The organism is Pseudomonas alloputida (genome assembly GCF_021283545.2).
GTDB classification, from domain to species: Bacteria; Pseudomonadota; Gammaproteobacteria; order Pseudomonadales; family Pseudomonadaceae; genus Aquipseudomonas; species Aquipseudomonas alloputida.
Genome location: NZ_CP128540.1, coordinates 5,855,037 through 5,869,388, shown reverse-complemented (window position 1 = coordinate 5,869,388; position 14,352 = coordinate 5,855,037). Strand labels below are relative to the sequence as shown.

Here is a 14,352-nt window from a genome sequence, read left to right as displayed (position 1 = left end):
ACCATGGCTTCTGCCGTAAGCCCCGAGCGTCACGAAACAGTGGCGCTGGCCTGGACCAAGGCCGCCATCCTCGATTGCCTGGGCCAGGCACGGCAGGCGCTGGAGCGCTTTGCCGGCGAGACGGGAGACCTGTCGATGATGGCTTTCGTGGTCGACAACCTGCACCAGGTGCACGGCTGCCTGCGCATGCTCGAACTGCGCGGCGCGACGCGCCTGGCGGAGGAGCTGGAGCTGTTTGCCAGGGCGTTGGCCGACGGCCAGGTCAGCCCCCGGGGTGATTGCCTGGGTGCATTGTTCCGCGGCCTGGAGCAGTTGCCCTCGTACCTGGAGCGGTTGCGCGGTGCTCGCCATGACCTGCCACTGGTGATGCTGCCGTTGCTCAACCAGCTGCGCGCCTGCCGGGGGGAGGAACCGCTGGCTCAGGCCAGCCTGATGACCGGCGCCGCCCAACGCTTTGCGGGTGACGATGACCTTGCCAACCTCGACCTGTCGCTGGGCAACTGGCGTGACCAACTGCAGGCCGGGTCGGGGCGCGATGCGCTGCGTTCGGTGGTGACTGCACTGTGCGATGACTTGATGCGCATCAAGGAGCGCCTGGACCAGTTCGGGCGCGGCGACCGTCAGCACCGCGAACAGCTCGATGCGCTGTTGGCGCCGTTGCGCCACGTGGCTGACACCCTGGCGGTACTGGGCTTTCAGCAACCGCGGCGGGTGATCATCGACCAGGTGCTGGCGTTGCAGGCATTGGCTCAGGGCGAGCGGGCGGTGGACGACGCGGTGTTGATGGATGTGGCGGGGGCTCTGTTGTACGTGGAAGCCTCCCTGAACGGCATGGTCGGCCCTTTGGAGGAAAACGGCCAAGGCAGCCTGCCGGGCTCGGACCTGGCCGAGATACGCCAGCTGGTGCTGAATGAATCGCTGAACGTGTTGCAGCAGGCCAAGGATCTGATCGGCGATTACCTGGAGTCCGACTGGCCCCGGCAACGCCTGCAGCCCTTGCCGGGGCTGTTGCAGCAGATCCGCGGGGCATTGGCCATGTTGATGCTGCCGGCCGTGGCCGAGCTGTTTGTCGGCTGCGCAAGCTATGTGCAGCGTTGGTTGCAGCACCTGGAGGAAGAGCCGCCGATTGATGAGCTGACGCACTTGGCCGAGGCACTGAGCGCTGCCGAATGCTACCTGCAATGGCGGGCGGCAGACCCGCTGGCCGATGGCCAACCCTTTATCGAGATGGCACGGGCCAGCCTGGCGGCGCTGGGTGTGCAGTGCGTGGTGGTCGGGGCCAGCCCAGACCAGGACGGCAATGGCGATGGCATCGATGATGAGCTTCGCCAAGTGTTCCTTGACGAGGCGGGCGAACTGCTGCCGGAAATCGAGCGCCACTGGCTGCGCTGGCGTGCCGACAACCAGCAGCGCGAGGCACTGGGTGAAGTGCGTCGCGCGCTGCATACACTCAAAGGCAGCGGCCGCATGGTCCATGCCGAGGCGGTGGCTGAACTGGCCTGGGGCGCCGAGCACCTGCTGAACCGGGTGCTCGAGGGCCGCAGCGTGCTCAGTCCGGAAGGGGTTGTAGCGCTGCAGCAGGTGTTCGTTCACCTGCCTGACCTGCTGGCCGACTTTGCCGCCGGCCAGTTGCCGCAACTGACTGAAATCGAGCAATTGGCCGGGCATCTGCACAGCCTGGCCGAAAACGATGCCCCGGCGGCTGCCGGTGTCGATGGCCTCGATCCGCAGTTGCTGGGCATTTTTCGCAGCGAGGCGCAGGGCCATCTGGCCAGCCTTGAGGTTTATCTGCAAAGCACCGGCGGCCACGACACGCCGGTCAGCGATGACTTGCAGCGTGCCTTGCACACACTCAAAGGCAGTGCCGCCATGGCCGGTGTGATGCCGGTGGCCGAACTGGCCACTGCCTTCGACCGCCTGGCCCGTGAGTACAAGGGCCATCAACTGCCACTGCAAATGGCCGAAATGGAATGGCTGGAGGCTGCGCGGTCGTTGTTCCATCTGGGCTTGGCGCAACTCGATAGCACGCCCCTGGCCGCCATCCCCGGTGCCGCGGAACTGATCGAGCAGGTTGGCCAGGCCGTGGACCGCCGCCTGGCCAGCCTGCATGAAGACCCGCACCATGCCGGCCGCAGCAAGCGTGATCCGCAGTTGGTCGCCAGCTTCCTGGCCCATGCCATGGACATCCTGCTCGATGCAGAGACGTTGTTGTCGCGCTGGCAGCAACAGCCCGGCCAGCGTGACGCTCTGGATAACCTGCTCGACCAGATGACCACCCTGGGGCACGCTGCGCACCTGGCCGACCTGTGGCAGATGGATGACGTGTGCGAGGCGTTGCTGGACCTGTATGGCGCTGTGGAGGAGGGCAGCCTGCCTGCCGATGCCCGCTTCTTCAGCCAGGCGCAGCGGGCCCATGAAGCCTTGCTGGACATGCTGGACGAAGTGGCGGCCGGGCAGGATATTCCACCGCGCCCGGAGCTGGTCGACCGTCTGCGCAACCTGCTGGACCAGGCCCTGGCGCCAGATGCCACCGGCCTGGTGGGCATCGATACGGTCACACCACTGCACCCGGACATGGACCTGTCCGATACCTTGGGGTTGCCACGCCCGCCGTTGCAGCCGCAGGTGGCCGAGCCGCTTGCCGAGGAGCCGGAAAGCCCCGGCGAAGAGCTGCTGGAAGTGTTCCTGGAAGAAAGCTCGGACATCGTCGAGAGCGCCGCGGCGGCCCTGGCGCGCTGGCAGGCCGACCCGCGCAGCAGCGTCGAGGTGGACAACCTGATGCGCGACCTGCACACCCTCAAAGGCGTGGCGCGCATGGTCGAAATCACCCCGATCGGCGACCTGGCCCACGAACTGGAGTTCCTCTACGAGCTGTTGGCTGCGGGTAGATTGCCGCCAAGTGCGCCACTGTTCGCACTGCTGCAGAACTGCCACGACCGGCTGGCGCATATGCTTGACGCTGTGCGTCTGGGGCAGCCGCTGCATGCCGCTACAGCGCTGATCGACTACATTCGCAACTTCAGCAGTGCCGCACTGACAGACAGTGCCGCGGGCCAGGGGCCGCCAGAAGCTGCCACCGCCGAAATACCGGCAGCAGCGCCAGAGCGGGCACCGGGTGACATGGTCAAGGTCGACGCCGAGCTGCTCGACGACCTGGGTAACCTGGCAGGCGAGCACTCGATCATCCGGGGGCGCATCGAGCAACAGGTCAACGACGCGCAGTTCGCCCTCAACGAGATGGAGACCACACTCGAGCGCATGCGTGATCAGTTGCTGCGTCTGGATGTCGAGACCCAGGGGCGAATCTCCAGCCGGCAGCAGTTCGAAGGCGATGCCTATGACGACTTCGACCCGCTGGAAATGGACCGCCACTCCCAGCTGCAGCAGCTGTCACGGGCCCTCTTCGAGTCTGCCTCGGACCTGCTCGACCTGAAGGAGACCCTGGCTCAGCGCGCTCAGGAGGCCTACAGCCTGCTGCAACAGCAGGCGCGGGTGAACAGCCAGTTGCAGGAGGGCCTGACGGCCACCCTGATGGTGCCGTTCGAGCGCCTGGTGCCGCGCTTGCAGCGCGTGGTGCGGCAAGTGGCCAGCGAGCTGGGCAAGCAGGTGGAACTGGTGGTTGGCAATGCCGAGGGCGAACTGGACCGCAGCGTGCTGGAACGTATGGTGGCGCCGCTGGAGCATATGCTGCGCAACGCCGTTGACCACGGCCTGGAAAGCCGCGCAATGCGCCTGGCCGCCGGCAAGCCGGAGCAGGGCACCATTCACCTGAATTTGCTGCATGAGGGCGCCGATATCGTCATCGAAATGACGGATGATGGTGCCGGCGTGCCCCTGGAGGCGGTGCGGCGCAAGGCCATCAAGCGCGGCCTGCTGGACCCGCAGGCGCAGTTGAGTGACCACGAGATCCTGCAGTTCATCCTGCGGCCAGGCTTTTCCACCGCCGAAAAGATCACCCAGATTTCCGGGCGCGGGCTGGGCATGGATGTGGTGCACGAGGAGGTCAAGCAACTGGGTGGCTCGATGAGTATCGAGTCGGCGCAGGGCAAGGGGGCGCGTTTCCTGATCCGCCTGCCGTTCACCGTGTCGATCAACCGTGCGCTGATGGTGCACCTGGGCGAAGAGCAATACGCCATTCCGCTCAATACCATCGAGGGCATCGTCCGCGTGCCACCTGCCGAGCTTGCGGCGTGCTACCAGCTGGACTCGCCGCGCTATGTCTATGCCGGCCACGAATACGAGCTGCGCTACCTGGGCGAGTTGCTGCAAGGCCTGCCGCGCCCCGCGCTGCTGGGGCAGAGCGTGCCGTTGCCGGTGCTGCTGGTGCATTCCAAGGAGCAGTCGTTCGCCATCCAGGCCGACAGCCTGTCGCCCAGCCGCGAGATCGTGGTGAAAAGCCTGGGGCCGCAGTTTGCCGCGGTTGCCGGGTTATCGGGGGCGACACTGCTGGGCGATGGCCGGGTGGTGCTGATTCTTGACCTGCTGGGCCAGCTGCGCGGCCAGCAGCGACGGCTGGCCCGCTTGCCTGGTGGCGGTAGCCAACGCCAGTTGCTTGGCCCGGCGCCGCGCCGTGCCTTGCTGGTGATGGTGGTGGACGATTCGGTAACCGTACGCAAGGTAACCAGCCGCCTGCTGGAGCGCCACGGCATGAGCGTGCTTACGGCCAAGGATGGTGTAGATGCCATGGCCCTGCTGGAAGAGCACCGGCCCGACGTGTTGTTGCTGGACATCGAAATGCCGCGCATGGACGGCTTCGAGGTGGCCACACGCATCCGCCGTGACGCACGGCTGAAAGACTTGCCGATCATCATGATCACCTCGCGTACCGGGCAGAAGCACCGGGACCGCGCCATGGCCATCGGCGTCAACGAATACCTGGGCAAGCCGTACCAGGAATCGCTGCTGTTGCAGAGCATCGCCCATTGGAGCCAGGCCCATGCTTGAACTGATTTCCGGCCAGCGCAGCAGCCTGACCGGGCTGTTGCTGCCGTTGGGCGACCGCACGCTGGTGTTGCCCAACGTGGCGGTGGCCGAGTTGAGCGGGCAGCGTAACCTGGTGTGCCAGCATGGCGACCCCGCCTGGCACCTGGGGTGGATCGACTGGCGTCAGCAACGCCTGCCGTTGATCGGTTTCGAGGCCGCGTGCGGTGGTGAGACGCCGTGCGGCGAGCGGGCTCGCGTGGTGGTGCTCAATGCGTTGGGCGATACCGGTTTGCGCTACCTGGCGCTGTTGCTGCAGGACATTCCGCGCTCGTGCAAGCTCGACAGCCAGCTGAACTACGTGGATGTGGCGCTGGGCAGGTTGGAGCTGGCAGCGGTGCAGGTGGGTGAGCAGGTGGCGCGGGTACCGGACCTGGTCGCATTGGAAAGGCTGGTGCGTGACGCGGATCTGCAACCTGACCTTGGTTAGGATGTGAGGCGCAGGGCCTGGTGGTCTGGAGTGGGAGCGGCCTTGTGTCGCGATAGGGCTGCGCAGCAGCCCCGGCGGTTCATGCAGTGGCAATGAAAGCCTGGGGCCGCTTCGCGCCCCTTTCGCGACACAAGGCCGCTCCCACAAAGAACGAAGCCATCAGCATCACAACAGGAACCCAGCCCACCTCAGGAGGTCTGTGTTTGCATGTATTACGGTGAACGCTTCAACGCCTGGACCCACCTGGTCGGTGCCGTCCTCGCTGCTATTGGTGCCATCTGGCTGATCGTGGCCGCGGGCCTGCAAGGCGACCCGTGGAAGATCGTCAGCTTCTCCATCTACGGCGGCACGCTGCTGTTGCTGTACAGCATTTCCACCCTGTACCACAGCACCCGTGGGCGGGCGAAAGTGATCATGCGCAAGCTCGACCACCTGTCGATCTATCTGCTGATTGCCGGCAGCTACACGCCGTTTTGCCTGGTCAGCCTGCGCGGCCCTTGGGGATGGAGCCTGTTCGGCGTGGTCTGGGGGCTGGCGATCATCGGCATGTTGCAAGAGATCAAGCCGCGCTCCGAGGCGCGGATCCTGTCGATCATCATCTATGCGGTAATGGGCTGGATCGTGCTGGTGGCAGTCAAGCCGCTGCTGAACTCGCTGGGCACGGCCGGCTTCGCCTGGCTGGCTGCCGGCGGCGTGTTCTACACCGTCGGCATCATTTTCTTCGCCTTCGACAGCCGTTTCCGCCACTGGCATGGCATCTGGCACCTGTTCGTCATCGCTGGCAGCCTGATGCACTTCGTGGCGGTGTCGCTCTACGTGCGCTAGTTAAAAGTCGCCCCACAACTGCTGTGCCACCGACAGCGCCACCACCGGCGCGGTCTCGGTGCGCAGCACGCGCGGGCCAAGGCGTGCTGCGTGGAAGCCGGCGGCTTTGGCCTGCTCGACCTCGGCTTCGCTAAGGCCGCCTTCGGGGCCGATCACGAAGGCCAGGGTGGCGGGCTTTTCATGGCTGATAAGCGGCTCAGCCACCGGGTGCAGGACCAGCTTCAGGTCAGCCTTGGTGCTGCTCAACCATTCGGCCAGGGTCACGGGTGGGTGGATGACGGGCAAGGTAGAACGCCCGCATTGTTCACAGGCGCTGATCGCCACTTGGCGCCAGTGGGCCAGGCGCTTGTCGGCGCGTTCGTCTTTCAGGCGCACTTCGCAGCGCTCGCTGACGATCGGGGTGATTTCGTTGGCACCAAGCTCGGTGGCCTTCTGGATCGCCCAGTCCATGCGCTCGCCACGGGAAAGGCCCTGGCCCAGGTGCACATGCAGCGGTGAATCGGCCTGGCCGGCAAAGGCCTGGTCAAGGCTGACGCGGACAGTTTTCTTGCCCACCTCGAGCAACTGACCACGGTATTCCTGGCCGCTGCCATCGAACAGCTGCACGGCGTCGCCGGGTGCCATGCGCAGCACGCGGCCAATGTAATGGGCCTGGGCCTCGGGCAGGTCGTGCTCGCCAAGGCTCAGGGGGGCGTCGATGAAGAAGCGGGACAGTCTCATGGGTTTGCTCGGTAAATAGAGAGACGCAGATCCCCTGTGGGAGCGGGCGTGTCGATGCGTCGAACCGCCGCGAATCAGGCGCCGCGGTGCCTGGCAAGGGCTTCGCCCTTGTTCGCGGGCTCGCCCGCTCCCACAGGAAAAGTGGTGTGGCGAATTGCCGGGCCTAGCCCGGGTCGCGGAAGTCGGGGTGGAAGTTGGCCGGTACTGCGACACTGACGCTGTCGCGGGTGGCGATATCGATGCCTTCGCTGGCCACTTCGGCAAGGAAGTCGATCTGCTCGGGGGTGATCACGTACGGCGGCAGGAAGTACACCACGCTGCCCAGCGGTCGCAGCAGGGCGCCGCGGGTCAGGGCGTGCTCGAACACCTTCAGGCCACGGCGCTCCTGCCAGGGGTAGGCAAGCTTGCCTGCCTTGTCTTGAACCATTTCGATGGCCAGGGCCATGCCAGTCTGGCGTATTTCGGCAACATGAGCATGATCGGCCAAATGTGCAGTGGCTGTGGCCATGCGCGTGGCCAGGGCCTTGTTGGCCTCGATCACGTTGTCCTGCTCGAAGATATCCAGGGTCGCCAGCGCTGCAGCGCACGCCAGCGGGTTGCCGGTGTAGCTGTGCGAGTGCAGGAATGCGCGCAGTGTCGGGTAATCGTCATAGAACGCCTGGTACACCTTGTCGGTGGTCAGGCAGGCGGCCAGCGGCAGGTAGCCGCCGGTCAGGGCCTTGGACAGGCACAGGAAATCCGGGCGGATGCCGGCTTGCTCGCAGGCGAACATCGTGCCGGTGCGGCCGAAGCCCACGGCGATCTCGTCGTGGATAAGGTGCACGTCATAGCGGTCGCAGGCCTCGCGCAACAACTTGAGGTACACCGGGTGGTACATGCGCATGCCACCGGCACCCTGTATCAGCGGCTCGACGATCACGGCGCTGATCGAGGCGTGGTGTTCGGCCAGGGTCTGCTCCATGGCCTGGAACATGTTGCGCGAGTGCTCCTCCCAGCTCATGCCCTCGGGGCGCAGGTAGCAGTCAGGGCTTGGCACCTTGAGGGTGTCGAGCAGCAGCGCCTTGTAGGTTTCGGTGAACAGCGGCACATCACCCACCGACATGGCGGCAATGGTTTCGCCGTGGTAGCTGTTGGTCAGGGTGACGAAGCGCTTCTTGTCCGGTTTGCCGATGTTCTGCCAGTAGTGGAAGCTCATTTTCAGCGCCACTTCGATGCACGACGAGCCATTGTCGGCATAGAACACCCGGTCGAGACCGGCCGGGGTCATGGCGACCAGGCGTTCGGACAGCTCGATCACTGGCTGATGACTGAAACCGGCCAGGATCACGTGCTCGAGCTGGTCAACCTGGTCCTTGATGCGCTGGTTGATGCGCGGGTTGGCATGGCCGAACACGTTGACCCACCAGCTGCTCACCGCATCCAGGTAGCGTTTGCCCTCGAAGTCTTCCAGCCACACGCCTTCGCCGCGCTTGATAGGGATCAGCGGCAGCTGCTCGTGGTCTTTCATCTGGGTACAGGGGTGCCACAGGACCTTGAGGTCGCGTTGCATCCACTGATCATTGAGGCCCATGGGCACTTCTCCTGGCTTTGCGGCGTGGTTCGACCGCGTAAGCCTAAGCAATGCCGCAGGGCAGGACAACCGCTGCCGTTCAATGGAGGTGGGGGCTGGTCCATTCGAGCCTGCTGCCATGCACAGAGCAAAGCCCTGCAGGATGTGGTGCCGGAGTGAAGGCTCAGGCCTGAGGCTGTGCGCAGTCACCAGGTTCATGCAGAGGTCCTGCTACTGTGTGGCATAGCTACCGACAAAAATATGAGCTGCCAAAAGGACTTGATGTCACTGCGCTGGCAGGGTGCTCGGACCTGACGTATTCTTAACGCATCTTCCTGGGGCATTCCTGCCTCTCCCCGTTTCTGTAACCTCTGACTCGGAGTTCGCCGACATGGCTGCTGCTTGGGTGCGCCTGTGCGCGTTGGTATTGATTGGTGTGTCCAGCGGCGCTGCGCTGGCAAAAGACAAGACGCCCACGGCGATTGTCGTGGGGGGGGGGCTGGCAGGCCTGACGGCAGCCTACGAGCTGCAGAACAAAGGCTGGCAGGTGACCCTGCTGGAGGCCAAGGCGGGCATGGGCGGGCGTTCGGGCCTGGCCACCAGCGAGTGGATCGGCAACGCCAAGGCACAGCCGGTGCTCAACCAGTACCTCGACCGTTTCAAGCTTGAAACACTGCCGGCGCCCGAGTTCGTGCGTACCCCGGGTTACCTGATCGACGGCGAGTACTTCAGCGCCAGCGACCTGGCCACCAAGCAACCGGCCACTGCCGAGGCGCTCAAGCGTTACGAGAAAACCCTCGATGACCTGGCCCGTTCGATCGATGACCCGCTGAACCCGCAGGCAACCAGCACGCTGTTCGCCCTTGACCAGATCAACGTCTCCACCTGGCTGGACAAACTGCAACTGCCGGCCACCGCCCGTCAGTTGATCAATCAGCAGATCCGCACCCGCTACGATGAACCGTCGCGCCTGTCGCTGCTGTACTTCGCCCAGCAGAACCGCGTCTACCGCGGCGTCAGCGACCGCGACCTGCGCGCTGCGCGCCTGCCCGGTGGCAGCCCGGTGCTGGCCCAGGCTTTCGTCAAGCAGCTGAAAACCATCAAGACCAACTCGCCGGTTACCGCCATTGTCCAGGACAAGGATGGTGTCACGGTAAAAGTCGGCAGCGTCGGCTACAAGGCGGACTATCTGGTCATGGCTGTGCCCCTGCGCGCGCTAGCCAAGATTCAGATGACCCCTGGCCTGGACAGCCAGCACCTGGCGGCGCTCAAGGGCACCAACTATGGTTGGCGCGACCAGATCATGCTCAAGTTCAAGAAACCCGTTTGGGAAAGCCGTGCACGCATGTCGGGCGAAATCTACAGTAACGCCGGCCTCGGCATGCTGTGGGTCGAGCCGGCGCTCAAGGGTGGTGCCAACGTGGTGATCAACCTGTCCGGCGACAACGCACGCCTGCTGCAGGCCTTTGGTGAAAAGCAGATGGTCGACCAGGTGCTGATCCGGCTGCATGCGTTCTACCCCCAGGCCCGTGGCGCATTCACCGGTTACGAGGTCAAGCGATACAGTGCTGATGCTGGCACGGGTGGTGCCTACCTGGCCTACGGCCCAGGGCAGATCAGTAAATACTGGCGCCTGTGGGAACGTCCGGTGCAGCGCATGACCTTTGCCGGTGAGCACACGGATGCCCTGTACCCGGGCACCCTGGAAGGCGCCCTGCGCAGTGGCCAGCGTGCGGCCAGCCAGGCACAGGACCTGTTGGCCGGCAAGTCGTTCGACCCGGCCAAGGCGCTGCCGGTTGCGGCGGCGGCAGGTGCGGCCGCCGCCAAGGAGAGCAAGGGCGGGTTCTTCTCCAATATGTTCGGCGGTTCGTCCGACAAGGGCGACAAAGCTGACAAGGCGCCGGCCAAAGCTGAGCCCAAGCAGACCGAAGAGGCCAAGCAGGACAAGCCAGGCTTCTTCAAGCGCCTGTTTGGCGGGGCGCAAGCGCCAGAGGCGAAGGTTGAGCCAATTGCCAAGGCTGAGGAAGTGGCGCCTGCACCTGCGCCCGCTCCACAGGCAGCTCCGGCTCCTGCAGCACCTGCGCCTGTGGCCAAGGAAACGGCTGCCAAGCCTGCGGCAACCAAAGCCGCTCCCGCCAAGCATGCGCCCGTGCATAAGCCAGCCCACAAGCCTGCCGAGACGAAGAAGGCGACAGCCAAGTCGGAGCCTGCGAAGAAGCCTGTAACCAATACCCAGGCCAAGGCGGGCTGACCGATCGACAGTGCCGGCCTGTTCGCCTGTTCGCCTGAGGGCCGGCACTGCAACCCTAACTCTCCGACTATCGTTAATGTTTTCTTAATGGTCAGCTAACAGAATAAATATCGGATTCCTCGATAATCCAAAGCAATTTTTTCCGCTTTTCTTCGATACGTTACGCGTTAGTCTGTGCATAGCTTTCACGGGGAAACACGCAACATGCAACTGCGCAATTCACCTTCTCGCTACGGCGTGGTCAGCATCATCCTGCACTGGGGCGTGGCGCTGGCAGTTTTCGGCCTGTTCGGCCTGGGCTTGTGGATGGTCGGCCTCGACTACTACAGCCCTTGGCGCAAAGCTGGCCCGGACCTGCACAAGAGCATCGGCCTGGTGCTGCTGGCGGTGATGCTGCTGCGGGTAGTCTGGCGTTTCATCAGCCCGCCACCACCGGCACCAACCAACCATGGTGCGGTCACACGCCTGGCGGCCAAGCTGGGCCACCTGGCCCTGTACCTTGGGCTGTTTGCGGTGATGGTTGCCGGTTACCTGATTTCCACCGCCGACGGCGTCGGCATTCCGGTGTTCGGCCTGTTCGAAGTGCCGGCACTGATCAGCGACCTGCCTGACCAGGCAGATGTGGCGGGTGTGGTTCATTTGTGGCTGGCTTGGGGGCTGGTGATTTTTGCCGTGCTGCATGCCCTTGCCGCGCTCAAGCATCATTTCATCGACCGTGACGCGACCCTGACTCGCATGCTGGGCCGCAAAGCTTGACTCTCAACCTCAATTACACAGGAAGGAACAGGATGTTGAAAAAGACTTTTGCCGCTCTGGCGCTCGGTACCGCTCTGCTCTCTGCTGGCCAGGCCATGGCTGCCGAGTACAAGATCGACAAGGAAGGCCAGCACGCGTTCGTTGACTGGAAAATCAGCCACCTGGGCTACAGCTTCATCCACGGTACTTTCAAGGATTTCGACGGCAACTTCAGCTGGGACAGTGCCAAGCCTGAAGCCAGCAAGATCAGCGTCGACTTGAAAACTGCCAGCCTGTGGTCGAACCACGCCGAGCGTGACAAGCACATCGCCAGCGCCGACTTCCTCGACGTGAAGAAGTACCCGGACGCCAAATTCGTCTCCACCAGCGTCAAGTCTACTGGCGACAAGACGGCTGACGTGACTGGCGACCTGACCATGCACGGTGTCACCAAGCCGGTGACGTTCAAGGCTACCTTCAACGGTGAAGGCAAGGACCCATGGGGTGGCGAGCGCGCTGGCTTCAACGCCACCACCACGCTGAACCTGAACGACTTCGGCATCAAAGGCCCGGGTGCTACTTCGCAGACCCTGGACCTGGATATCAGTGTCGAAGGTGTGAAGCAGAAGTAATTTCTGCCAGCTGAAAACCGAGGGGGCCGCTTTGCGGCCCTATCACGACACAAGGCCGCTCCTGTAGAGATCAAGAAATTCTCTGCAGGAGCGGCCTTGTGTCGTGATAGGGCTGCGAAGCAGCCCCCTCGGTACTTCTATCAGCCCTTGCGGGTCAGCAGCGCTGGGCGCTCACCGCGTGGGCGGCTTGGCAGGTCATCCAGTTGCTCAGGCGTCGGGAAACGGTCCAGCTTGGACTCCTTGCGAATGATCACTGGCTGTTTTTCCGGCTGACGCGGGTTGCGCACGGCCGGCTCTTGCCGGGCAGCATCGTCACGCGCAGGGCGACCACGGCCACCGCCGCCATCACGACGGGCACCGCCACCGTTGTTGGCGCGGGGCGGGCGTTTTTCTCCGCCACCACTGCGTGGCTGGCCGCCATTGCGGGCTTGGCCCTGGCCGCCAGCGTTGCTGCGTTGGCCATTGCCTTGCCCCTGACCTTGGCCAGCACCACCCGGGCGGCGGTTGCGGCCCTGGTTCTTGCCCTGGTAAGGGCTGACATAGTCCGCGCGGTTACCGAAGTTATCGAGTTCGTCGTCCAGGAACTCTTCCGGGTCGCGGTCTGCCGGCGGCTTCGGCACGCTGTTATTGCTGGCCTGCTGCGGGCGTGACTTCTTGTCACGCGGCTTGCGCGGTTGCTGCTTGTCGCCGCTCTTTTCCTTGTCGTCCGGCTTGGCCGCAGCTTGCTGCCTGGCTTTGCCTTTGTCCTTGCCTTTGTCCTTGCGGCCGCCGTTGGTGTCTTTACCACCTTCGCCACGGGCCTGCTGGTTGCGGCCACCGCGGCCGTTATTCTGCGGGCGCTCGCGTGCTTCGGGCTTCTCGGCTTCTACCTGGCTGGCGTCGAAGCCCATCAGGTCGCCATCCGCGATGCGCTGCTTGGTCACCCGCTCGATGCTCTTGAGCAGCTTCTCTTCATCTGGCGCGACCAGGGAAATAGCTTCGCCCGAACGACCGGCACGGCCGGTACGGCCGATGCGGTGGACGTAGTCTTCCTCGACATTCGGCAGCTCGAAGTTGACAACATGGGGCAACTGGTCGATGTCCAGGCCGCGGGCAGCGATGTCGGTGGCGACCAGTACGCGCACGCTGTTGGCCTTGAAGTCGGCCAGCGCCTTGGTGCGGGCGTTCTGGCTCTTGTTGCCGTGGATCGCGGCGGCGGTCAGGCCTTGCTTTTCCAGGTACTCGGCCAGGCGGTTGGCGCCATGCTTGGTTCGGGTGAACACCAACACCTGTTCCCAGGCGCCCAGGGTGATCAGGTGCGCCAGCAAGGCACGCTTGTGGCTGGCAGGCAGGCGATATACCCGCTGCTCGATACGCTCGACGGTGGTGTTCGGCGGGGTGACCTCGATACGCTCCGGGTTGTGCAGGAGCTTGTCGGCGAGGTCGGTGATGTCCTTGGAGAAGGTGGCCGAGAAGAGCAGGTTCTGGCGTTTGGCCGGCAGGCGGGCGAGGACCTTCTTGACGTCGTGGATGAAGCCCATGTCGAGCATGCGATCGGCTTCATCAAGTACCAGGATTTCCACGTGGGCCAGGTCGACCTTGCCTTGGCCGGCGAGGTCGAGCAGGCGGCCTGGGCAGGCGACCAGCACATCAACGCCTTTGGCAATGGCCTGGATCTGCGGGTTCATGCCAACGCCGCCGAAGATGCAGGCGCTGACCAGTGGCAGGTCACGGGCATAGACCTTGAAACTGTCATGCACCTGGGCTGCCAGTTCGCGGGTCGGCGTCAGGACCAGCACGCGAGGCTGGCGCGGGCCGTGGCGCTGTGATTTGTCGGGATGGCCGGCCGGGAACAGGCGCTCGAGAATCGGCAGGGCAAAGCCGCCGGTTTTACCCGTACCTGTCTGTGCGGCAACCATCAGGTCGCGGCCTTGCAACACGGCGGGAATAGCCCGCTGTTGCACGGGGGTCGGCTGGGTGTAGCCCGCAGCCTCGATAGCGCGGACAAGAGCCTCGGAGAGACCGAGGGAAGCAAAGGACATGGGCGATCCTGTTCTCGTGTGGGCTGGGCCCGTTGGGATGTTCTGCCTGGCGCGACGGGCATCGGTGAAATGCGATCGCGTCCGGTCCAGCTGGGCTTTCACTGCACATCCGGGAAACGGAGGCTGGACGCGAAGGGGCGTCGGTACCGATCGGGATGCCTGTTGCGAGGCCGAGCGTCCGGGCGTGAGCCGGGCGGGAAGGCCCGAGT

9 protein-coding genes are annotated in these 14,352 nt (G+C 64.3%); 6 read left to right on the top strand and 3 right to left on the bottom strand.

The genetic code is table 11. The features are described 5' to 3' along the window. Positions 1-3 precede the first annotated feature (3 nt). From LU682_RS27165 to trhA, 3 genes are all read left to right on the top strand, one after another. Positions 4-4,944 (top strand): hybrid sensor histidine kinase/response regulator, encoded by a 4,941-nt coding sequence (locus LU682_RS27165; protein ID WP_010955557.1) that lies wholly within the window; start codon positions 4-6, stop codon positions 4,942-4,944. Next, a complete protein-coding gene (locus tag LU682_RS27160; protein ID WP_003249336.1) occupies positions 4,937-5,410 on the top strand; it encodes a chemotaxis protein CheW in 474 nt (157 codons plus the stop codon). Before LU682_RS27165 ends, LU682_RS27160 begins: the two co-directional genes overlap by 8 nt. A 207-nt stretch (positions 5,411-5,617) precedes the next feature. Further along, entirely contained in the window at positions 5,618-6,235 is a 618-nt protein-coding gene (gene trhA, locus LU682_RS27155) for a PAQR family membrane homeostasis protein TrhA (protein ID WP_010955556.1), read from the top strand. Here trhA and LU682_RS27150 read toward each other — a convergent pair whose 3' ends face one another. Together LU682_RS27150 and LU682_RS27145 are read right to left on the bottom strand one after the other, a co-directional pair. Further along, complete coding sequence (locus LU682_RS27150; RefSeq protein WP_010955555.1) at positions 6,236-6,955, bottom strand: 16S rRNA (uracil(1498)-N(3))-methyltransferase; 720 nt, start codon at positions 6,953-6,955, stop codon at positions 6,236-6,238. 163 nt (positions 6,956-7,118) lie between these two features. Next, positions 7,119-8,525, bottom strand: a complete 1,407-nt coding sequence (locus tag LU682_RS27145) for an adenosylmethionine--8-amino-7-oxononanoate transaminase (protein ID WP_010955554.1) — start codon at positions 8,523-8,525, stop codon at positions 7,119-7,121. A gap of 370 nt (positions 8,526-8,895) precedes the next feature. Here LU682_RS27145 and LU682_RS27140 point away from each other — a divergent pair, with 370 nt between their 5' ends. The 3 genes from LU682_RS27140 (at position 8,896) to LU682_RS27130 (ending at position 12,122) form a co-directional block, all read left to right on the top strand. Then, positions 8,896-10,755, top strand: coding sequence for a flavin monoamine oxidase family protein (locus LU682_RS27140; protein ID WP_010955553.1), 1,860 nt, complete (start codon positions 8,896-8,898; stop codon positions 10,753-10,755). A gap of 204 nt (positions 10,756-10,959) precedes the next feature. Then, positions 10,960-11,511, top strand: coding sequence for a cytochrome b (locus LU682_RS27135; RefSeq protein WP_010955552.1), 552 nt, complete (start codon positions 10,960-10,962; stop codon positions 11,509-11,511). Positions 11,512-11,543: 32 nt separating this feature from the next. Continuing rightward, positions 11,544-12,122, top strand: coding sequence for a YceI family protein (locus LU682_RS27130; RefSeq protein WP_003249350.1), 579 nt, complete (start codon positions 11,544-11,546; stop codon positions 12,120-12,122). Positions 12,123-12,262: 140 nt separating this feature from the next. Here the strand turns inward: LU682_RS27130 and rhlE2 are convergent, their stop codons facing one another. After that, the gene (gene rhlE2 / locus LU682_RS27125; protein WP_010955550.1) at positions 12,263-14,143 is read right to left on the bottom strand and encodes an RNA helicase RhlE2; all 1,881 of its coding nucleotides are present in this window, start codon (positions 14,141-14,143) and stop codon (positions 12,263-12,265) included. Positions 14,144-14,352 lie beyond the last annotated feature (209 nt).

Excerpts from the sequence above, each read along its gene's own strand:
- LU682_RS27165 (WP_010955557.1), top strand. The coding sequence starts at position 4 with ATGGCTTCTGCCGTAAGCCCCGAGCGTCACGAAACAGTGGCGCTGGCC.
- LU682_RS27160 (WP_003249336.1), top strand. The coding sequence starts at position 4,937 with ATGCTTGAACTGATTTCCGGCCAGCGCAGCAGCCTGACCGGGCTGTTG.
- trhA (WP_010955556.1), top strand. The coding sequence starts at position 5,618 with ATGTATTACGGTGAACGCTTCAACGCCTGGACCCACCTGGTCGGTGCC.
- LU682_RS27150 (WP_010955555.1), bottom strand. The coding sequence starts at position 6,955 with ATGAGACTGTCCCGCTTCTTCATCGACGCCCCCCTGAGCCTTGGCGAG.
- LU682_RS27145 (WP_010955554.1), bottom strand. The coding sequence starts at position 8,525 with ATGGGCCTCAATGATCAGTGGATGCAACGCGACCTCAAGGTCCTGTGG.
- LU682_RS27140 (WP_010955553.1), top strand. The coding sequence starts at position 8,896 with ATGGCTGCTGCTTGGGTGCGCCTGTGCGCGTTGGTATTGATTGGTGTG.
- LU682_RS27135 (WP_010955552.1), top strand. The coding sequence starts at position 10,960 with ATGCAACTGCGCAATTCACCTTCTCGCTACGGCGTGGTCAGCATCATC.
- LU682_RS27130 (WP_003249350.1), top strand. The coding sequence starts at position 11,544 with ATGTTGAAAAAGACTTTTGCCGCTCTGGCGCTCGGTACCGCTCTGCTC.
- rhlE2 (WP_010955550.1), bottom strand. The coding sequence starts at position 14,143 with ATGTCCTTTGCTTCCCTCGGTCTCTCCGAGGCTCTTGTCCGCGCTATC.